Raw genomic sequence first — 20,460 nt, 5'->3', positions numbered from 1 at the left:
ATCCACGTCTGGCACGGTGTGGGTGGGTTGGGACGCGACCACCGGTTCCGACTGCGCGATGGGATCCACGTCTGGCACGGTGTGGGTGGGTTGGGACGCGACCACCGGTTCCGACTGCACGATGGGATCCACGTCTGGCACGGTGTGGGCGGGTTGGGACGCGACCACCGGTTCCGGTCCATCCAGGGGGATCCTCTCCGGCATGACCCGTGTCGGCAAAAATTCAACCGCCGGCCCTGACGGGTTCGGCTGGATTCTTTCCGGACTGAACAGCGTCGGAAATGGTTCACCTGTCGGCCCTGGTTCATCCAGGGGGATCCTGTCCGGCACGATCAGCGTCGGGAATGGTTCAATCGTCGGCTCCGGTGCATCTGCCTGGACCGTATGCACCGATGCCGTGACGAGCAAGGTTGCCATTTCCGGTCCGGATGTCATCACCGGGATGGGATGCATGGCAACCGTGGCCACGATGGGTTCGGCCAATGGTCCGGATGGTTCCATCGGGATGGATTGCACGGCCACCGTGGTTGCAGGTGCGGCCATGGGTTCGGGCAGATTCGGGACGGGTTGCCTCGTGCGGGTGGCCGGCAAGGGGTCGGGCAACGGGACGGATTGCACGGCCTGTTTCATGAATGCCGCCATGGCTGCGAGAACCGCCGGGTGGGAAACCTGTTTTTTTCTTTTGGCCCATTTGGCAGCAGCATCGGGCGGAGAAAAGGTGTCCGTCACTTTTCCGGCAGCCGGCGACCGCCAGGCACCTGCCATCGGTTGCAGCAACCCGGAGGGATTTTCTCGCCACAGGCGGGCCACGATGGCCGCCACACGTTCTTCGAGCGTGGGAGCGGCAACGTCCTTGTCCAAAAGCGCCAACGGTTGGCGAGGTGGCACACCGTCCGGTGCGGCCAAAGCGGCGTCACGTCGGGTCAGATTGGGGAAAAAATAGAGATTGCTCCTGGTTTTTCCAGGAGTTGGCTGCGACTCGTCCCAGTCAATGGTCACTTCGGAAAGCTTCGCCACCGTCCACCTTGTCGGTCAGAAAATCGCGGTGTGGTGCGCGTATCAGACCGCCTGCCCACCCTCTTCCAATTGTGTCGCCCGTTTGAACAACTGTACAGCCTGTTCCCGCGCCCCCATCTGTTCCAGGGCAAACCCCATGGCCCGGTAGACCCGGGGTTCATTGGGGCGGATTTTCAGGGCAAGCTGGAAGGCTTCCACGGCATCGGGGTAGCGTTCCAGATTGTCCAGGGCCACGCCCAGGCGATAGTTGAGATTGAAATTGTCTGGATTCAGGGCCACGGCATCCGTGAGAACGGTCACGGCCCGGGCATACTCCCTGGCTTGAATGTAGGCCATGCCCAGGATGGAACACACCTTGCTGTCCCGGGTATCTTCTACATAGAGTTTTTCCAGGAGATCCATGCCTTCGGCCAGATGTTCCAGTTTCAGATGGCAGAAGGCCAGGTGAAAGAGCAGATCGCGATCTTCCGGCAGAAATTCCCGGATATCGGCCAGAATTTTTGCCGCCTGGGCATACCGTCCCTGGCGGGCATATTTGATGCCTTTTTCGCGGAAATACCGGGCGCGATGCGCATCCTGGATGGCAAAGGCCTCTTCGTACCAGTTGATGGCCGCCTTGTTGAGTCGTTGCAGGGAGCGAAGCGTGGCATCCAGGAAAAAGCCCATTTCGTCCCAGAACGACCCCTGTGTATGTCCACTACCCATGACAATCCCGCCTATTGTTGGATGATTTGGTGGCAAACCGCACAGGCTCCCCGATCCCGATGGGGAGATTGTACACCAGCCAGGATTGGTCCCGGCGGCAGGACAATGCCGTCCGGATCCGGAACAATGTGTCCGGTGGTACCAATGGCATGGCACTGGGTGCAGGCCCCTCGATACCGGTGGGGGGCAATGTCACCCGGCAGAATCATAGGCGCAGTTTCGACCTGTGCCAACCCCAGGTTCTCTTCCGCCTTGACATTGAAGGTGAGCAGCGCACCCTTTCGATACACCGTCAGTGTCGCCTGGTTGAGAGATTGATACCGCCGGGTCACCGCCTGCAACTCTCGCAAGGAGTGTACCGGTTGACCGTGAAACTGAACCAGGACATCTCCGGCCCGCAAACCGGCGGCTGCCGTGATGAGGCTGACCTCATCGACCAGCAGCCCTTCCAGGTCCATGGGCAGTTTGAGTTTGCGTTTCAGTTCCACGCTCAGGGGCAGGGCTTCGAGTCCCTGCCAGTGTGCTTCGGAGAGACGAATCTCCGGGGCCACCGTGCCGCCTTGCTGATCGGGCTGGAGGGGCATGGGGGCCGTATTGCGGCGTTCCTGCCAGGCAAATCCCGGCGCGGTCGTCAGGGCGACGTGCATGCCTGCACCCATTCCCGGCCCGAAAATCACTTCGGCGTTGGGGGTTCCCGGGGGATGCGGCGTCACGCTCATGTCGGCACCCGGCAGGTCGAAAATACTGGCCAGGACGAGGGCGGCGACCACGGCCATGCCGACGGCAACGATGGTGTTTCCAGTCAGTTTCACTCGGTCCACATTCTGCCGGCAATGACAAACATGAACACGGCATAGATCCAGCGTAGAATATCCATATGGACCACCGTGGTCAGCCAGGAACCCAGCATGCCGCCCAGATAGGCACCGGGGAGGAGGATCATGGCCATCACCAGGGGGGTACTCATTTCAAACGCGCCGGTCCAGCCACCATGGGTCATGGCCACCACCGAACCGACCAGAGACGCGAAAAAAACCAGAATGGCGCTGTTGGCAATGGCCACTCTCAGGGTAACCTTGTTCACATAGCGTTGCAAAGGAACCTCGACCACCCCCCCCGTAATGCCCAGAATGCCGCTCACCACCCCCATGGGAAACCCCAGGATGCCCGCACCGAAGCCTTCGTGGGCGTTCCAGGCTGTCGGTCCCGTACCTCTTTCTGCCAGATCTGGATCCATGCGCTGCCGGGTGGCGGAGTCTGCATCCGTGTTGTCACGTCTTTGCCGCCGTTCCCAGATTTCCCGCAGCATTTTGGCCCCGACGCTCAGGGCGAACAGGCCGAGCAGGATGCGGATGATTGCGACATCGAGCAGGATACCGACATAATAGCCGCCCACCATGCCCGCCATGGCCCAGGGAATCATGGGGCGCACACTGGCCCAATCCACCAGATTGGCTTTTTTATAGCGCAGGGCCGCCGCACCGTACATGAATATGTTCGTGATGTAGGCGACCGGGCGGACCAGGACGATGCCGTAGCCGAAAATGGCCATCAAGCCCGTCACCTTGATGATGCCGCCCCCCATGGTCATCATCCCGCCGCTGACGCCGGAGATGAAACCCAGCAGCAGCATGCCCAGAAAGATGGAGACCGGATAGCCGAAAATCTGGTTGGCGCGGACATGCCCGGCATCGCCGCTCGCCATCCATGATATGTCAAAGGGGGATTCCGGAATGCGCAGATAAAAGGCCTGCTGGATGTTGTTCCTGGCCTGATCCCACCATTTGTCGGCGGGACGCCGTGGGGCAAGGGAGGGAGGGGCAGGGGCAGCCGGTGCCGGAGCCGGAACGACAGCGGCCACGGTCTGCATGGCCGGGGGCGGGAAACCGGTGCCTGGCTGGGGTGAGCCGCCATTCCAGGTGTTCAGGGACGGATTGCCTCCGGGCGTGACGCTGCCGTTGTTGCCGGTTGTGCCGCCCGAGGTGGTCGGGAAGGAAAGCACATCGCGAAAATGCGCCCGCAGCAGGGCTGCCGGCACAAAAAAGCCGCGAATGTTATCGTTGCCATCCTTGAAGATCATGTCGATGCCGACCAGGCGAAACTGCTCGTCGAGCAGGGGACCGCCGCTCTGTGCCCAGTGGTAGAGCAGGCCGTCGGTGGGGATCAGACCGGCATAGGTGCGTTTGCCGATGGTGACGGTGGTCGGAGTCCCGGCCACCAGGCCACTCTGGGCGATCACGCTGCCGGCCCGGTCGTTGCCCCAGGCGACGACCCGGGTGCCGGGGGGGACCATGCTGAAATCGACCGGTGGCAGATAGGGAAACAGTTCCGTGGACGAGAGCTTGACGACGGCCAGATTGTGTTCGGCGACGATTTTCATGGGGCGGGCGGGATATTCCCTGGGTCCGGTGGGGGTGGCGACCAGGACCCGCAACTGCTTCCACCCTTCGATCAGGTGGGCAGCCGTGGCCACGTAGCCTTCACCACCAATCAGGACCCCCGATCCGACCAGCTCACCCGGTGCCTTGTCACCTGTATCCCGATAGCCGGCAATACTGACCAGGGCGGTGCGTATCGCTGCCTGGGGATTGGTGGCTGCCACGGGCTGGGTCATACCGATGGTGCCCGGTTGTCCTGGCATGGTGCGTGCGCCTGCCTGGACTCCCGGGGCGGCGACACCCTGGTTGCCCGGGGCCGGGAGAGGATTCATGCCCGGGGAGAGTCCAGCCCGGTTGCCCGTGGTTGGGGCCGGATTCAGGTTGGGGGCAGGGGTGCCTGCCGGACCCACGACCGGCGGGGGGATCACACCCTGGACGGCTGCCGGGGGTCCCTTGCCGCCTGGTGTGGCGGGCAGGGCCGGCTTGGGCAGCCCGATCTGATCCTGCAAGGCATAGATATAATTGACGCCGCCCAGGTCACTCCGATGTTCCCAGACCAGGTGCAAGGCCCAGGCAAAGGTGCCCATGCAGGAGACCGTCAAAACCACCAGGGGGAGTTTCCATCCCTGGCGGCAGAAGGGTGGGGTGCGTTTGTCTTGCTTGTCGCGGCTCATGATTGCGGGTGGCCACCTGCCTTTAGATCACGGTTCGGCGGGAAGATCCTGGATCACCCCGGTCTTGACCAGGGTGGCCAGATGATCCATCTCTTTTTTGATTTCCCTGAATTCGGGTACGGAACCGGGCGGCGAACTGAAATGGACATTGATGTCGCCCAAATGGGGGATGGACTCGGTGATTTCCTCTTCCACCCGTTTGGCCACCTGTTTGGCCTGGCCGATTTCCATTTCCGGGTCCACGCCGATCACCATCGACACGTAGAGTTCCTGGCCCACGCGCCGGCTGCGCAGGGTCTGGACCAGGACGACCCCCTTGATGCTGTTGGCCCGGCGGCGAATGTCATCTTCCACATTTTTCGGTCCGGCAATATCCATCAAACCCTGGTAGGCGTCCCAGAATACCTCGCCGCCCAGTTTCAGGAGGTCCACCGCTTCGCCCACGGCCACCAGACTGTCCAGCCAGGGCAACCCCAGATAATGGGAGCCGATGATGCCGAAGGCGATGGCCCCGGAGGAGACGATATCGGAGTGGTGGTGTTTGCTCAAAGTTCGCACGATGGGACTGTTGATTTCAAAGGCCACGCACCGGGAGTAGCCGAGAAAAAACAGGTTGACCAGGATTGACAGGACAGCCACCCACAGGGCGATCAGATGGGGGGGACGGTGATCCCCTTCCAGCAGGACCGTGGCCACGTTGAACAGGAGCCAGGCGGTTGTCAGGATCATCACCATGCCGACGGCGAGGGAAAACAGAAACTCCACCTTGCCGTGGCCGAACGGGTGCTTTTCGTCGAGAGGTTTTTTGGAAACCTTCAGGCCGACGATGATCAAAACGGAGGTCACCACGTCCTTGCCGGAGTAGAGCGACCCTGCTACCAGGGCGTGGGAACCCGACAAGACGCCGATGAACAGCTTCAAGACCGACAGGACCAGATTGACGAGCAATCCGGCCCAGCCAACCATTTCATTGCAGACGACGCATTTTGAATACCGCAATCAAGCACCTTCCGGACTCAGTTCAGCCGTGTCTTTTTCGCGATCCTGTTCCTGTTGCTGTTTGCATACCGCAATCAAGCACCTTCCAGGCTCAGTTCAGCCGTGGCATCTTCTGCAAGGGCCTCTTCCATATCCTGATCCTGCTGTTGTGCAAGGGCTTTTTTTCTGGACATGTAATTGTAGACCCCCACGCCCACGGCGGCGGTGATCAGGAGGGCGGCTCCCCAGGCGGCCAGGCTCAGGCCCAGGCTGGTGCTGCCCACGGCAATGGCCGTGGCACCGGCACTTTTGGCGGCGACGGCAGTGGCCGAGGTGGCAGCGGTCGAATTGGCGGCCACATCCACGGGTGACAGGGTGGTCGTGGTTTTGGTGGCGGCCACGGTTTGCATGACGGGGGTGGATTGGGCGGGGCCGAGAGCGGGTTGGGTATGGGCCACGGTCAGGGGGGTGACACCGGATGCGGTTCCTCCCGTGGCGACCGGGGAGAGCATGATCCACTTGCCCGCACCGCCGGCGATCATGGGCGATTTACCCAGCAGGACGGTTTTGCCGACGAGATGCGGCATGGTTGTGGTTCCCCCATGCTGTACCTTGAGGGCGATCAGTCCCTGGTCGGCCAGACCGGAGGCCGCAGTTGGTTTCAAGAACAGCCATTTTTGGGCCTGGGCACCCATGATGGGGGGATCCACCACGGTGAAGGTCTTGCCGGTGAGTATGGGGATTTGTCCGGCCTGGGCCGTGCCATCGAGTTTCAGCATGACCATCTGGGAATTGGCGGCGACTTTGGCGGCAGGCATGGTGGCGGCCACGGCGGGGGTGGCGGCGGCTCCGGCTGGATGGAGGACCAGCAGATTGTGCAGGCCACCGATCACGACTGGCGACTTGCCGACCACGACCGTCTTGCCACTCAAGGCGGAAATTTTGGCGATTTGCTGGGTGCCCTCGATTTTCAGGGCGACGGCCGTGCTGTCGCTGCCTGGCACGGGGTTGAGGAACAACCATTTATGGATTCCGGTTCCGGTCGAGGTCACCTTCCCGACGGTGAAGGTCTGTCCTGCCAGTCCGGCCACCTGGGAAGCCTGTACGGTCCCTTCAAGTTTCAGTATCACCATTTCAGTCGGCATGATTGACTCCTAGAAAGATCCGTCATCACCTTTGCCTCGGGTACCCGTGCGTACCAGGAAGGTGAAGACCGCCACGGCAAAACCCAGAATGAACGCTCCGGCGATGGCCACGATCAGGGGCATCTCCACCGGTTCCCCAAACACAAACCGCACTGTGACTTCATGCATGTTTTGCGATGAAAAGATCAGCAGAAACAAGGTCACGAGCAGAGTCAGGATCATCCTGAACACAAAAAACCTCCATTCATGACCGTCACCGGACCGGGAATTGATTCCCTACAGGTGATCAGCAACCGCTCCAATACCTGGTATCCGCCACGTTTTTCCCAAAAAAACCATCAACAGGCCAAAGACCGAGATGACAAAGCACAGCACGCTGACAAACTGGAACATCAGCTTGCCGATGACGGGCAGGGCCAGACTGTAGACGGCCAGCACTTCCAGGATCCACAGCACGATACCCTGGCGGGCATGGAAGATGACGAATGGATCTCTTCTGCCCACGACCACCGGTATCAGGGCCAGGATTCCCAGGTAACTCATGCCTGCCATGATATGCGAAACAATGCCTTCAGGCCGTGGTGCATGTTGCATGGACATTTCCAGTGACTCTGTCCGGTTTGTTCTCGGGGCGTCATCAACCGCCGATCACGTCACCCACCTGATTCCAGTATTCGGTGGGCAGTTCGGTGGCCAGTTTCAGGGCACCGGCGGCACCGGCGAAATCCGGGTCGGCCACCCGGGTGACGTGGACCTTGCCATAATCCTTCAACCCTTCGGCCAGGGCGACATCGAGGCCGATCATGTTGCAGCCGCCGCCGGCCAGGATGATGTTGTTCAGGGCTTCGGCCTGATCTTCCGGGTCGAAGCCGGCCACCAGGGTTTCCAGGCTTTCCAGGATATCCGGAATGATGGTTTCGCAGGCGAAGCGCAACTCGCGGGTCACATCGTGCAGCAGGGGTTTGCCGTTGCTGCGCAGGGAGACGACGACTTCCTGGGTCGGTTCGCCGACGAAGCCGTATTTGTCCTTGATTTTCTGGGCCAGGAAGCGGGTCATCTGCACATCGGGGTAGGATTCGGCCACCGCGTGGGAGAAGACTTCGTCCACATAATTGCCGCCCTTGAGCAGGGTCACTTGGTCGCTGTGGCTGGGGACGGTGCCTTTCATGGCGCAGATGTCGGTGGTGCCGGCCCCGATGTCGATGATCAGGGAGTTGTTGAGCTTGTCCAGGCCGTAGGCGACCATGAACGGTTCGGAGACCACCATGGCCATGGCCATGGTCTCTTCGGTGATTTTCAACAACTGGCTCTTGTTGAACAGGGAGGCCCGGGCCGGCACGCCGAGGACGCCGAAGACCCGTTCGTCGGCCTGGGGTTCGGCGCAGTTGACGACGTGGCGCAGCAGTTCGCGTGCGGCCTGTTCATCTTTTTCCGAGGTTTCTTTCAGCACCCCGTCGGCCAGCGGAAAGTGCAGGCTGAGGTAGGGGTGATTGTCCAGGGCTTCCTGACCGATCACGACCGTACTGTTCAGAATCTTGACCCCGATGATGTCTTTGGGATAGCCCACGACCGAGCGCACCATGGTCTTGACTCCACGGCGGGACATGACGGACGTTCTGGACGTTCCCAGGTCAATGCCTACAAAAAGCTGTTTGTCACTGTTTTTCTGGGCTTGCATAGCCTCTCCTCGTCACCAGACTTTTCCCAGACATCAAACATATCCGTTCGCACACGGCGTATTCTGCTTTGTCAACAGGGTTTGTTGTCGTTCCTGGAGGTTGGACACTCCCTGTTGGCCGGGAACTTTGAGATCAATGAGTTTTTCCCACACCAGACCTGACTTTCTCACCAGACCTGACTTTCTGCACTTTTCCCACCAGCCACGACGCCCCTTTGACGACACCTTCCACGCCATCTCCCATGAGGTTGGCAAACCCGGTGGCCAGGTCTTCGACCGGGATGGCATCAGACGGCTTCCGGGCGGTTTGCTGCCGGGCAGCTTTGGGCGGTACCGCCTTGGCGGCAGGGGCTTGTACGGTTCCCATTTCATCCAGATCCAGACTGCTGGTTGATTCCTGCCTGTTGGATTGCGGTGTTGTTCTAACGGCAGGGGCTTGTACGGTTTCCATTTCATCCAGATCCAGGGCGTTGGCTGATTCCTGCCTGATGGATACTGGTTCGACGGGGCGGGTTGTTCCAGCCTGTATTTCTGACATGTTGTTCACGTCATCACCGATAGGTACCTGTTTGACCGTGGCAAAAGGTTCTGCCTTGGCTTGTGCCCCGGCTTTGTCATGCACGATTTCGTCCATACTGGGCACCGGAGCCGGGGATGTCATGGTGGCGGGGACTATGGCGATTGGTGCGGCAGAGGTGACCGGAGCCATGACAACCGGTACGGCAGAAACCACGGTGTCCGGTGCGACAGGAGCGACCGGAACCATGACGACTTGTGCGGCAGGAGCGACCGGAGCCGCAGCGACCGATGCGGCAGGGGCGACCGGTACCGAAGCGACCGGAATCACGACGACCGGGGCGACCGGATCTGTCGGCATGGGCACAGGATCCACGGCTGCCTGCGGTCGGGATTTTTCGACCGTTCTTGTGCTGCTGTCGGGCGCAGATCCGATTTTTTCCGGGGTACGCTCCACCTGGGCACCACTCTCTGGTTCCAAAGTTATTACCGGCACAAGTCTGTCCTCGATAAATTGAATCACAGGGACCGGGGAAGAAGGCAGATTTCTATCGTCAACGACATCCTTCCCGTATCCTGAGGGCGTACTATGCGTCGATTCCATTTTCAAATCAAGCTTTGTCGCTGACAAAAAATCATTCTCGAACGGCTTTTGTGTGGTGGTGCGCAAGCCGGCGAAAAACTCTTTCAGATTCTGAATTTCCGCTGGTCCTGCCAATTGCTGCCACGCACGGTCGGAAGCGGCGATTTTTTCCTTTTCAGTCGTGTTGTCCGCAGTGGCCATTTCAGGGGTGGTTGACGCGGGTGCCGGGGAGTGGGCGTTTTGAAAAAAACTCCTGTGTGAATCTCCCTGGCTGATTGTTTTCCACCAGTCACTTCTTGCCTTGGTTCTTCTGCCGGGAACGGGGGGTGGATAGGCGATGAACCGACCTGGAGAAGTACGCCGCCCCGAGGTCCAGGATTGGGATTGGAATACGGGTTGTCCCAGAATATCCAGAATGCCTTCCACGTGAAACTTCGGCATGGCAAGGGGATGATGTTCCGTTTTTTTTGCCGGCATGAACTGCCCGGTGGCGGGCAGTCCAATGGTCATGGCGGAGACTCCTGGCGCGGCGTGTTCGTTCCAGAGAACGCCGAACGGCCCGGAGAGAACATCGGTCGAGTAGATGGTGGGCCAGCCATGGGTGAAAAAGGGAACCTTCGGTCCCTTGAAGGAGTTTTCCCGGCGTTTGATCTCCTGCACTGCTGTCTCTGCAAAACGATGTTTCCAGAAAGTTTTTTTAGAAACCAGGCCCCAGATCGATTGGCCAAGGGGGTGGTGGCCGACAAAGCCGCCCAGTTCCCGGACCGAGTTGGGAATCCGGGGCGTCGTACTCCGTTTATGATAGGAGGCCGTCAACGGGGTCTCGGGGGATTCCGGCTGTGCGGATGATCCAGACTCATTGTGGGACGCCTTTGGTGTGGAATCCTGCATGGCCTCTTGTGCCGGGACGTTTTTCCCGGTTTCATGGGCCGTGTCATGATTCCTGGCCGCTTCCGGCGTGGAATCCTTCTGCGCTGCTTCCGGCGTGGAATCCTTCTGCACATTTTCTGCCGGGGTGCCTGTTTTGGTCTCTTCCGGCAGGGCGTTTTGTTGGGTCTCTTTTGCCGGTGAGTCTTTCTTCGGGCCGGCGGGGTGGCCATCCCGGGTATCGACCAATTCCCGGATTGTCGGTTGTACCGCATCCGTGGTCGCCTGGCTGACCAGTCCGGCAGGTTCCAGGCGGGATTTCCGCCAGGGAATGCCCGCAGGGGGCACCGGTTCCTCTTCCTGGGCTGTCGCTTCCGGGAGCGGGTCCGAAGCGCCGCCGACCGCAACGACCGGCAGGGGGCAGAAGCCGTACTTGACTTCACCACGTCGGGTTCCGAACTGGGCCACGAGCGCACCCCAGGCCGACAACCCTGCATCCGCCTCGGCGGATGGGGGGGGCACAGGGTCTGCCGCGACGGGGGAGAGTTGGGGAACGTGCCATTGCAGATGATTGACCAGATCGACAAAGTCAGGCCTGCCTTTGCCGGTGACGGGTATTGCCTTGTTGAGGGTCATTGTCTCAACGGCTGGTTCCGTCTCCTTGTTCTGTTCTTCAGGTTCTGCTTGTGCAGCAGCCTGAAACGGGACCTGCTGGTCGGAAGAAGGAGCGGCACTCTGTCCCGGTTTGCCGGGCCACCAGGGTCCCGACGCAGTGCGCACGGCGTTCAACTCGGGTGCCGACGTCACGGATACCGGCGTCACAGGTGCCTGTTCCGGGGTTGTCCGGGCGAGAGCGGCTGGCAGCCCTTTTTTTTGCTGGCGCGGGAGCGCAAGATCGTTTGCAGGTGCAGGTTGCGGGACACCGGCTGTCGCAGGGGATGTACTCCCTGTCGGAGAGGCGGCGATGACTGACCAGGGTGTTGTCGCCCGTAGTGTGGCGGGCATGGCACCGGTTTCCCGAACCTGGGTCTTTTCCGGTGGCATGGCACCGTTCACCCCAACCTGGGTCTTATCCAGAGGCGGCTTGGCATCTGCCGGGGCGGGAATCCGGCTGCCGACCATGGCCGCGATCGTGCTGGCCGGCACACGTCTTTTGCGGCGGGCGGCATGCACCTGTCCGGCATACACCAACCAGGGAGCCAAACCGGGATTTTCAGCCTGGATATCGGTCATGCTGGCTGTCGCCGACCAGAGAACCGGACCTGGCTTGTCCACTTCGGCACCTGCTGCTGTCCAGGGAGTCGGACCCGGTTTGTCAATCCTGGCCTCCGTTGCTGGCCTGGATGCCGGATCCGGTTTGTCAATCCTGGCCGCTGTCGCTTTCCTGGATGCCGGACCCGGTTTGTCAATCCCGGCATCCATCGCTGGCCGGGGAGCCGGGCCTGGCCTGTCAACCTGGGCAGGCATTGGGCAGGGCGTTGCCGACCAGGGGATCGGACCCGGTTTGTCAACCTGGGCAGGCGTCGTGTCGGCTGACGCCGACCGGGAAGCCAGGCCGGTTTTGCCAACCTGGGCATCCGCAGCGCCGACCGCTGCCACCCAGGGGGTGGAACCGTTTTTTGCTGCCTGGGTGTTGGCTGGTGCGAGAGCCGAGTCCGGCATGGAGAGGACGGCCACGCCCGAGGCGCTGCCTTTCCAGACATCCAGGCCGATCATTTGCCGGGTGGAGCGTCTCGAAATGAGATCGGTCGTGTCCGAGGGGTGCGGCGTTGCTGCCGATGCCTCTTTGCCCCGGTCACTGGACGCAGGTGGCTGCGATTCACTCAGCAGCACAATGCCTGATGTCGAGGAAGACCAGGGTACTGTTTGGGCAGGAGGGGAGGCACGGCGCCCTTTCCGGACGGGGACGGCGACCGACTCCGGTTTTGCCCATGAAGAGCCAGCCGTTTCGGGGTGCGTCGTCCAGGTTTCCGCCTGGTGTCGCAGTCGGGCTGGATCGGGCAGGTTGCGTTCCTTGTCCGCGCCTGCCCTTTTGGCGACCTGATGGGCCTGTTCAGCCAGTGTGGCAGGGGTCGTCGCGACCGTGTCGTTCGGAGCTGTGACCGGGGGGGGGGTGACCGGGGTCGAAGTCTTGCCTGCCCGGTTGCGCCCGGTTTTTTTTCCCATCAGGGCCAACAGGACAGGGTGCGTTGCCTCTTCGATGATGGAGGGGTCCGCTGTTGGCTTGCGGGGCGGTTTTTCGGTCAATGTCTTGACGGGTTGTTTCAAGTCGGGTTGGGAAGGTGCAGAAACCCTTTCCCCGGGCAATGGCAGAACAATATCGGCCACCTCTCCCAGGGAAACAGGACCGGCCGCAAGGGGCAGATCAATTTCCGCCACCTTCTGAGAAGTACCTTGCCTTGCAGACACCGCTCCCGGGCTTTTTTCCGGTTGAGGAATTTCTTGCCTGGTGAACACCGGGGTTGAGCCTTGCTCCGGTTGGGGTGTCTCTTGTCTGGCGGACGTCGGGGCTGGGCTTATTTCCGGTTGTGGGGCCTCTTGTCTGGCGGACGTCGGGGCTGGGCTTATTTCCGGTTGTGGGGCCTCTTGTCTGGCGGACGTCGGGGTTGGGCTTATTTCCGGTTGTGGGGCCTCTTGTCTGGCGGACGTCGGGGCTGGGCTTATTTCCGGTTGTGGGGCCTCTTGTCTGGCGGACGTCGGGGCTGGGCTTATTTCCGGTTGTGGGGCCTCTTGTCTGGCGGACGTCGGGGTTGGGCTTATTTCCGGTTGGGGTGTCTCTTGTCTGGCGGACGTCGGGACCGAGCCTTGTTCCGGTTGGGGGGTCTCTTGCCTGGCAGACATCGGGGTTGGGCTTATTTCCGGTTGGAAGGTTTCTTGCCTGGCGGACGCCGGAATTGAGCCTCGTTCCGGTTGAGGAGCGTCCCGCCTCTCGGATGCCATTCCTGTGCTTCCTTCCGGTATTGTGGATGTCATCATGACCGCAGGTACCATGGAAGTTGCCTTGACTGCTGGCCGGCCATCATGCTCCCTGGTTGGGGGTGGCACCTGGCCTGGGTCAGCAAAGGATGTTACCGCCGGCATGGCCAATTCGGGGGTTGAAACGGATGCGACGATAGACGGAACAGGCGAAACATGCAAGGCCGCTGCAACCGCGACCTCGGTGGCTTTCTGCATTCCTTCCCGGCGTTGACGGGTCAACTCGGCCAACTCCTTGGCTGCGGAACGAAAGGCCGCGATGCCACGCAAACGGGCTGAACGGGAGCGCTCTTTATCCATTCTGGTGACATTTTCCGACATGGCTGAACCGATTGCACCGCATCTTTGGAGCTTCTGGATACCGATTCCGGCGATGGATTCACTTTACCAGAATCCGTTGACTGATTTGACCGTAATTTTTCGCGTCTGTCACGCCCGCCGCCGGTTTCCTGTTCCGGCCATGCCAAGTCCCCCTCTTCCGCCAGGGGGATTCGGCATGCAGGCACCGGATGTTTCCGGAACTTTATTGAATCTTGGAAAACATCCTTGTTCCATTTCGTTCCACTTCAAGCAGGGTCCACTGTCGTCCGGCTGCCGCTTTGATGGCCTGATCCAGTGCGGCACCGTCGGGAACAGGGATTCCGTTGATGGCGAGGATGACATCGCCCACGTGCAGTCCCGCACGTGCTGCCGGCGAACCAGCCGTCACTTCGCTGATGGACCCGCCGCGTGCCCCTTGTACCCCCGGTTTGGTGGGGGCCATTTCCATGCCCATCCATTCGAATTCCGCCGGAACGGGGGGCTTGGCCGGGGTCCGGGCTGGTTTGTTTCCCGGTGCTGCGGGACCATTGCCTGGCGTCAGCACCGGGGTTATATCCAGCATGGGTTGGGCCTGCATGGGCTGGGTTGCCTGGCCCCATTGCCCGGGTCCGACGGGTGCCGTCAAACCGGTCAGGGCCACAGCCTGGGCCTGGGCCTGGGCCTGGGCCTGGTTGCCCAGATTGATCATGGTGTCACGCGGTGGAATCCGCATGTAGACGGGGCGTCGTTGTCCGCCATTGGCGACCGCGAGGCGCACCTCATCACCCGGATTGGAATTCAGTAATCTTTTTGCCAGCACACTCAGATTTTCCACCCACCGACCTTCCACCTTGTGAATGACATCCCCCGGTTGCAGGCCGGCCTGCGCAGCCAGCGAGCCGGGCGATACGGTCTCGATCATGGCTCCCTTGGGCAGCGAAATGTTTTGTTGGCCGGCCTTCTGGGCATCCAGGAGGGTGACGGTCATGCCGAACAGGGTATTGATCTGCTGACCGGCAAGTGCTTCATCCTCTGGGGGTGCTGACGTGCCTGTACCGGGAGCTACGGCACTGGCAGGGGGTGATGCCATTTTCATGCCATTTTGCGCACCGGCGGAATTGACCATGGCGGGATTCAGGCCAACGGCCCCACTCGGATCGAACATGTACCAGGCATCGGCCCGGTTGCGGTGCCAGCCGCCATCCGCACCCGGGGGGCCAGGCTGGTTGAAGGCCGCCGGCAGGGCACCAGGAGGTGCTGGCAATATTTGATGGCAATTGGCGCAAGGCCCCCGATCCTCATGGGGGGGGGCGGCATTGGCCAGGATGGGGGGGGGTGGTCGGGCGGCCACATGTGTGCCACCACCCAGGCCGATGAATCTGCCAAGATTGGGGGTGATGGTTGGCAGTTGCAGCGTCTCTTCCAGAAACTCCCGGGCCGTGTTCGAGGGGACGGCAAAGCCGACACCGGCAAAGGCGTTGGTCGTGGTGTAAATGGCCGTATTGATGCCGATGACATACCCGGTGCCATCGACCAGGGGGCCGCCCGAGTTGCCGCGATTGATGGCGGCATCGGTCTGGATCAGTCCCCGATGCATGACGCCCCCGATGTTGATCGCCTTGCGCTTGCCGGAGATGATGCCCTGGCTCACGGTCTGGTCGAGACCAAACGGGCTGCCGATGGCAATGACCGGATCACCCACATTGATGCGCGAACTGTCACCGAACGCCGCCGGTTGCAGGGGCGTCTCGATATCGACCTTGAGCAGGGAGAGGTCACGGCGGGCATCCAGGGTGACGATTTCGGCGGGCACGACCTGGCTGCTGCCCTGGGCGTTGAACACGGTGACGAAGACATGTTTCGATTTTTCAACGACATGATAATTGGAGAGAATATAACCATCCGCCGTGACCACGACGCCGGAGCCGATACTTTCGGTCGTGACGCCGCTGAAAGGATCGGCATATTGCAGGGCCGGCGATTGGGGAGGGGTGGGAGCGGGGCTGGTGCCGCCGGGACCGGGCGGAGGGGTGTCCCGGGTGCCATTGGCGGGTGCGGGATTGATCTCTGCTCCCCGGACATTGGTGGCACTGACATTGACCACACTGGGCAGCAGGAGTCGCGACACGGCTGCAAAGCGGGTCGGGGTTCCGGTGGAACCATTCGGCAACGGGTCAAGTTGGGTGCCTGGTGTGTCCAGGGGGACCGTGGCGGCAACGGGCACGGCGACCGGCCCGGTCTGTCCACCGGGGGCGAGGCGGCCACCCTGTCCCGGGAGTGCGGCATTCCGTTCAGCGGCAAACTTTTGACGGGCCGCTCTGGCATCGCCCGGGGTGAACCGGCCCCACCAGAAGGTTGCGGCCAAAAGAATGATGGACGCTCCTCCCACGAGAAAAAGATACTTCAGGAAGCCACGTCCGCAATTCGGATCCTGCTCTGGTGTCATTCCAGTCCACTCATCGGCTTGGATGATGACGGGGGGTCACGCAGCTCTTCCGTATCTGCATCCTTCTCCCGGGCAGGATGTGAACTGACCTCCCGCATGCGGGTCACACCGGCTCCCAGGGCAATGAAGCCGAACATGACCAGGAAGAGCGGCACCACGCCCCGCAAAAATTCGACCATGGACCACCACCAGGCAGACAACCCCCACAGGCCAAGCGAGATGGCCACCAATCCGATTATGATGCTCGGCATGATCCGATTTTTCCCATTGAAAATAAGCGCCAACAATTCACCCGAGTCGTGCTGCCGCCGGATTCCAGGCTTTGTTCATGGAACTGGCCAGACAACCCGAAACACACCATCTCCTGGAAGTCTATCCACATGTGTTGGAAATCTCCAGGAGTTTTGCGCACCCCCGACATCTCCTGCGGCGGCGGCCTGGCGGATGCGGCTGCGACCGGGACGGTTCACTCCAGTTGGTCGGAGGTGGCGATTCCGGTATGCAAAAAATTTGCCGCTCCGTATAAAGTGATGAGCAGGTTGGACAATCCGGTGAACAGGAAGGGGGCGGTAGGGCCGACCCAGTCGAACAGAATGCCGCCGACCTGCAGAAAAAAAACGATGCCGATACAGCCGGCGGTATTGAAGGCCCCCATCACCGAGCCGCTGATCTCTTCTTCGGCATGATCCATCACCAGGATTTGTGGGGCCAGGATGCAGCCGGCCTGACCCAGACCGACCAGCAGGGCCGGGACCAGGGACCACCAGCTCAAGGGGTTGATGATCAGGCCGAAGGTCAAAAAGCCCACTCCCGACAGGAGCAGTCCCATCAGGACGGAGCGGATCGGGCCGTAGCGTTCGGTAATGTGACCCCAGACGGGGATGGAGACCAGGACCACGAGACCGATGAAGCCAATGACGAATCCGGCCCGCCCGGCGGCCTGGTTGCTGCTGACATCCGGCAGCATGTCACTGAAATAGATGAACCACGTCATGAGAAACAGGCCGATGATCACCATGTCGTTGCGGGAGGAGAAGGCGGCCAGGAAACTGAGACGCAGCTCTTTGCTTTGCTTGAGTAATGTCAACAGGCGCTGAAAGGGAAAGCGGGGGTCCTGGAGGCGGGGTGCGGTTTCGATGAGAAAATGGTGGACCAGCCAGGCCCCGGCCAGGGCCACCAGGGCCGCAAACAGCATGATGGTCTGGACGCCGACATATTGGGTCAGTTGCATCAGAATGGCGTAGACCAGGGTTGCGCCAAAGGCGGTCATGAAGCCGGCCCTGGTCAGCACCCGGGTCCGATTGTCGGGTGTGCTGTAGTCTCCCGTCATGGTGGCGAGCTGGGGCCAGACGGCCGTCGTTCCCAGGGACATCAGGACCCGGGCCAGATAGTAGACGGCCAGGGCCTCCACACCCAGGAACAGGGCGATACTGCCGCAAAACGGGATCAGCAGGGCCATGGCCCCGGACAGCAAAAAGCCGTAAAACAGGATGGGAACCCGGCCAAACCGGTCCGACAGATAGCCCAGGTAGCCCACGAGGACCATTTCGATCACTTCCGTGGCGACTTGAATGTTGGCATTGACAAAACCGGCATTTTCCCGTCCCAGAGAGAGAATTTGCCGCAGAAACAAGGGCTGTGTCGCCAATATCAGGGTCATGAGGATCATCACCAGCGCCACCACGAGCAGCAGTGTGTTGTGATGTCCTTCATGAACCTTGGGCCGACCCGTCACCAATCCCCTTCTCCCTTACCCGCGTCGGAAACCTGCTCGAACAGCAAAGATGCCTGGATTATTGCACGACCCATTTTACTCTTTCCGTTTCCCCATGCCACGGGCTTTTTCTTACGCCCCTCTTTTCCCAGGATTTTTTTTTTTTTGCGCAGTTTGCAAAAAGATCCCAAGAGTCGGACGTATTGCAGGTTTCCGGCCTGCGGGTGGATGACATCGGCACACGATTCATCAGATGACATCCTTGTTGTTTTCTGAGAATACCTCATCCAGTGATTGGGCATCCACAAACCGAAGACTCCAATTTTCCAGGGATGACGGTTCAGCTGCGGCGATTTTTTCCTGGACCCAGGCAGGCAGATTGCCAAAGCGACGCTGCAACTGGCGAGTCAGTACTTTAGCCTCACCGTCCCGCTCACCATCCTGGTGTCCGGCTTGAAGCCCGGCTCGATGTTCCTGCATCAGGCGATGCTCGATTATTGGCAAGGAAAAAAGTTTCTCGTCGGGTGTTGCGTTCAAGATGAAATCGAACCATTCCTGCCCGAGTTGCGAGATGTACTCTGGCGTGATTGTTTCCATTGCCGGGCTGATCAATGAATCTTTCATCTGCAATCTCCATAAACCGAAGATGATCCGACCAAATGCCACGGAGAGCTTGAACAATCCAGCGTGCTTGATTGTTTCAAAGGCTTTTTTTTTCGGGTTCAAAAGCGAACTTTTGCAAAAATTCCTTCCGAGGTGTCATGGAACTGATGAGGACGCTGCGTAGTTGATGCCGTTGCAATTTTGCCGTGCCCAGATACAGGTAGTCGTAGACAGCAAGCTGGGACAGAGTATCTTCGTTCAGGCTTTCAGTAATCTTCAATTCGGCCAGAATGTGGTCTGCGTCCAGGTCTCGCAGACCGTCCGCCAGGAGAAGGCGTTGTTCAGCCGTTTGGCCACCTTCTTTTCGTTGAATCAAAATCAGGTCCGCCTTGGGTGGAGCAGAAACGACCTGGACTTCCGAACGCACCTCGATGCCGACGGGTTCCAGCAGCGTTTTGAGTGTTTCGGCGACCAGACAGTGCCAACAAATATTTGCGTTCTTCTTATCCAAGTCGCGTGTTTCCAATCTGGCCGAGCAAAAAGGACTCCTCCGTGCGACAACAGACATCACACCGGCCCATCCTATCAAATGCCGATGCCGGTGTCATGCGTCCCACGCATCCCAAATCCACCACCTGATCTTATTGGTCAGGAACGAGGAAACTTGGATGTTTTTTTGCCATATTTTTTATTGACATACCCATTATCTCTGGTCTAGCCTGTCAGGCAGGCTGCGAGCATGTTTGGTGGTCGTTGCAATTTTCGTTGGTGCGATCAAACAGCAAGGAAGGGGTAGAGATCGCCCGAGGTATCCTCCATGTTGAATGCCATTCCCAGCACCCATGTTCAAGGGCCTAATCTCCCCTTGCAGGAACAGACCAATCTGCAAGTGGCGGTGCAGCAGGTCCGCACCAACAATGCGGAGCAGTTGAACCCGCGTTATGTACCGGAATCAGCCTCGGCCCAGGCCTACCAGCCCAATCAGAAAGAGGCTGTTGTCTGGCACCGGAGGTCCCGTCGTCAAGACGCCGAGGATTCCCCCCGACAGCAACAACGCAGCACGGCCCGGCAATCCCCTGCGCAGGACCAAAACCTCGACTTACCCGCCGAGGAAGTGGCGGTCTCCATCCAGGTATCTTCCTCTCTTGCCAGCAACCCGGGAGCCAGGAATGTACCGGCGGCTTTACGCCAGTACCGCAAGAACACACCCCGGACCCATGGTGAGGACTCCTCCGCAGACAAACAACCCCGCCTGGTCAATATTCGCGCCTGAGCCATACCGTCATTTCCTGTCGGACGGGATAAAGTCATGTTTTTCAGGAGATGACGGCATGCGTTTCATGAATAAATATTTCCAAAAAATGCTGGGTTCGGGTACTTCAACCAATCCGGTTCCCCCTAAGGAAATGTTTTGGTCGTGGTTGGGTTCGTTTCTGGGCATTTCCCTGGTCGGCTATTTGCACCAGAATCTGTTTTCTCCACATGATCTGATTCTGATTGTCGGATCTTTTGGTGCGTCGGCGGTCCTTATATACAGTGCAATTGACTCGCCCCTGGCCCAACCCCGCAATCTTTTGGGGGGGCACGTCATTTCCGGGATTATCGGCGTGTTTGTCTATCAATATTTTGGTTACACACCCTGGTTGGCCGGAGCATTGGCAGTCTCCCTGGCCATTGTGGCCATGCAACTGACCCGCACCCTGCACCCCCCGGGAGGTGCCACGGCTTTGATTGCCGTCATCGGCTCCGAACAAATCCACGCTCAGGGGTATCTTTATGCCTTGATCCCGGCTGGTCTGGGGGCGTTGCTGATGCTGCTGGTTGCTCTTCTGGTCAACAATATTCCCGCCAGTCGTCGCTATCCCAAGCATTGGTGGTGA

General features: G+C 60.0%; 17 protein-coding genes. 2 read left to right on the top strand and 15 right to left on the bottom strand.

The window, feature by feature from the left end:
• From HQL65_08285 to HQL65_08215, 15 genes are all read right to left on the bottom strand, one after another.
• On the bottom strand, window positions 1-1,017 hold a 1,017-nt coding region (locus tag HQL65_08285), incomplete at its 3' end, for a hypothetical protein (protein MBF0136224.1).
• Window positions 1,018-1,059: 42 nt separating this feature from the next.
• Complete coding sequence (locus tag HQL65_08280; protein ID MBF0136223.1) at window positions 1,060-1,722, bottom strand: tetratricopeptide repeat protein; 663 nt, start codon at window positions 1,720-1,722, stop codon at window positions 1,060-1,062.
• Window positions 1,723-1,733: 11 nt separating this feature from the next.
• A complete protein-coding gene (locus HQL65_08275) occupies window positions 1,734-2,534 on the bottom strand; it encodes a PDZ domain-containing protein (GenBank protein ID MBF0136222.1) in 801 nt (266 codons plus the stop codon).
• Window positions 2,531-4,774, bottom strand: a complete 2,244-nt coding sequence (locus HQL65_08270) for a TSUP family transporter (GenBank protein MBF0136221.1) — start codon at window positions 4,772-4,774, stop codon at window positions 2,531-2,533. The genes HQL65_08275 and HQL65_08270 overlap by 4 nt, the downstream gene beginning before the upstream one ends.
• A 27-nt stretch (window positions 4,775-4,801) precedes the next feature.
• The gene (mamM, locus tag HQL65_08265; GenBank protein MBF0136220.1) at window positions 4,802-5,773 is read right to left on the bottom strand and encodes a magnetosome biogenesis CDF transporter MamM; all 972 of its coding nucleotides are present in this window, start codon (window positions 5,771-5,773) and stop codon (window positions 4,802-4,804) included.
• A gap of 74 nt (window positions 5,774-5,847) precedes the next feature.
• Entirely contained in the window at window positions 5,848-6,897 is a 1,050-nt protein-coding gene (locus HQL65_08260) for a hypothetical protein (protein MBF0136219.1), read from the bottom strand.
• A gap of 9 nt (window positions 6,898-6,906) precedes the next feature.
• Window positions 6,907-7,128: a LapA family protein gene (locus tag HQL65_08255; GenBank protein MBF0136218.1), complete on the bottom strand. Its 222-nt coding sequence runs from the start codon at window positions 7,126-7,128 to the stop codon at window positions 6,907-6,909.
• A 45-nt stretch (window positions 7,129-7,173) separates the two neighbouring features.
• Window positions 7,174-7,497, bottom strand: a complete 324-nt coding sequence (locus HQL65_08250; protein MBF0136217.1) for a hypothetical protein — start codon at window positions 7,495-7,497, stop codon at window positions 7,174-7,176.
• A gap of 37 nt (window positions 7,498-7,534) precedes the next feature.
• Window positions 7,535-8,575 carry a rod shape-determining protein gene (locus HQL65_08245; GenBank protein MBF0136216.1) on the bottom strand — a complete coding sequence of 347 codons (1,041 nt, stop codon included), beginning with the start codon at window positions 8,573-8,575 and terminating at the stop codon, window positions 7,535-7,537.
• A 133-nt stretch (window positions 8,576-8,708) separates the two neighbouring features.
• A complete protein-coding gene (locus HQL65_08240; GenBank protein MBF0136215.1) occupies window positions 8,709-12,920 on the bottom strand; it encodes a hypothetical protein in 4,212 nt (1,403 codons plus the stop codon).
• A 1,120-nt stretch (window positions 12,921-14,040) separates the two neighbouring features.
• Complete coding sequence (locus HQL65_08235; protein MBF0136214.1) at window positions 14,041-16,263, bottom strand: trypsin-like peptidase domain-containing protein; 2,223 nt, start codon at window positions 16,261-16,263, stop codon at window positions 14,041-14,043.
• Entirely contained in the window at window positions 16,260-16,514 is a 255-nt protein-coding gene (locus HQL65_08230; GenBank protein ID MBF0136213.1) for a hypothetical protein, read from the bottom strand. The genes HQL65_08235 and HQL65_08230 overlap by 4 nt, the downstream gene beginning before the upstream one ends.
• Before the next feature lie 215 nt (window positions 16,515-16,729).
• A complete protein-coding gene (locus HQL65_08225; protein MBF0136212.1) occupies window positions 16,730-17,998 on the bottom strand; it encodes an MFS transporter in 1,269 nt (422 codons plus the stop codon).
• Between the two features lie 228 nt (window positions 17,999-18,226).
• Entirely contained in the window at window positions 18,227-18,601 is a 375-nt protein-coding gene (locus HQL65_08220; GenBank protein MBF0136211.1) for a DUF4351 domain-containing protein, read from the bottom strand.
• 76 nt (window positions 18,602-18,677) lie between these two features.
• Complete coding sequence (locus tag HQL65_08215) at window positions 18,678-19,091, bottom strand: hypothetical protein (GenBank protein ID MBF0136210.1); 414 nt, start codon at window positions 19,089-19,091, stop codon at window positions 18,678-18,680.
• Between the two features lie 306 nt (window positions 19,092-19,397).
• Between HQL65_08215 and HQL65_08210 the strand changes: the two genes are divergently transcribed.
• Window positions 19,398-19,853, top strand: a complete 456-nt coding sequence (locus HQL65_08210; protein ID MBF0136209.1) for a hypothetical protein — start codon at window positions 19,398-19,400, stop codon at window positions 19,851-19,853.
• A 67-nt stretch (window positions 19,854-19,920) separates the two neighbouring features.
• Window positions 19,921-20,460 (top strand): HPP family protein, encoded by a 540-nt coding sequence (locus HQL65_08205; protein MBF0136208.1) that lies wholly within the window; start codon window positions 19,921-19,923, stop codon window positions 20,458-20,460.

The sequence above is a fragment of the Magnetococcales bacterium genome (genome assembly GCA_015228935.1).
Lineage (GTDB): Bacteria > Pseudomonadota > Magnetococcia > Magnetococcales > DC0425bin3 > HA3dbin3.
This window is presented reverse-complemented; position numbering and strand designations above follow the sequence as displayed.

What these genes read in the sequence shown, in the direction of transcription:
- HQL65_08210 (MBF0136209.1), top strand. Translation starts at nt 19,398, where the DNA reads ATGTTGAATGCCATTCCCAGCACCCATGTTCAAGGGCCTAATCTCCCC.
- HQL65_08220 (MBF0136211.1), bottom strand. Translation starts at nt 18,601, where the DNA reads ATGAAAGATTCATTGATCAGCCCGGCAATGGAAACAATCACGCCAGAG.
- HQL65_08280 (MBF0136223.1), bottom strand. Translation starts at nt 1,722, where the DNA reads ATGGGTAGTGGACATACACAGGGGTCGTTCTGGGACGAAATGGGCTTT.
- HQL65_08260 (MBF0136219.1), bottom strand. Translation starts at nt 6,897, where the DNA reads ATGCCGACTGAAATGGTGATACTGAAACTTGAAGGGACCGTACAGGCT.
- HQL65_08235 (MBF0136214.1), bottom strand. Translation starts at nt 16,263, where the DNA reads ATGACACCAGAGCAGGATCCGAATTGCGGACGTGGCTTCCTGAAGTAT.
- HQL65_08245 (MBF0136216.1), bottom strand. Translation starts at nt 8,575, where the DNA reads ATGCAAGCCCAGAAAAACAGTGACAAACAGCTTTTTGTAGGCATTGAC.
- HQL65_08250 (MBF0136217.1), bottom strand. Translation starts at nt 7,497, where the DNA reads ATGTCCATGCAACATGCACCACGGCCTGAAGGCATTGTTTCGCATATC.
- HQL65_08270 (MBF0136221.1), bottom strand. Translation starts at nt 4,774, where the DNA reads ATGAGCCGCGACAAGCAAGACAAACGCACCCCACCCTTCTGCCGCCAG.
- HQL65_08205 (MBF0136208.1), top strand. Translation starts at nt 19,921, where the DNA reads ATGAATAAATATTTCCAAAAAATGCTGGGTTCGGGTACTTCAACCAAT.
- HQL65_08230 (MBF0136213.1), bottom strand. Translation starts at nt 16,514, where the DNA reads ATGCCGAGCATCATAATCGGATTGGTGGCCATCTCGCTTGGCCTGTGG.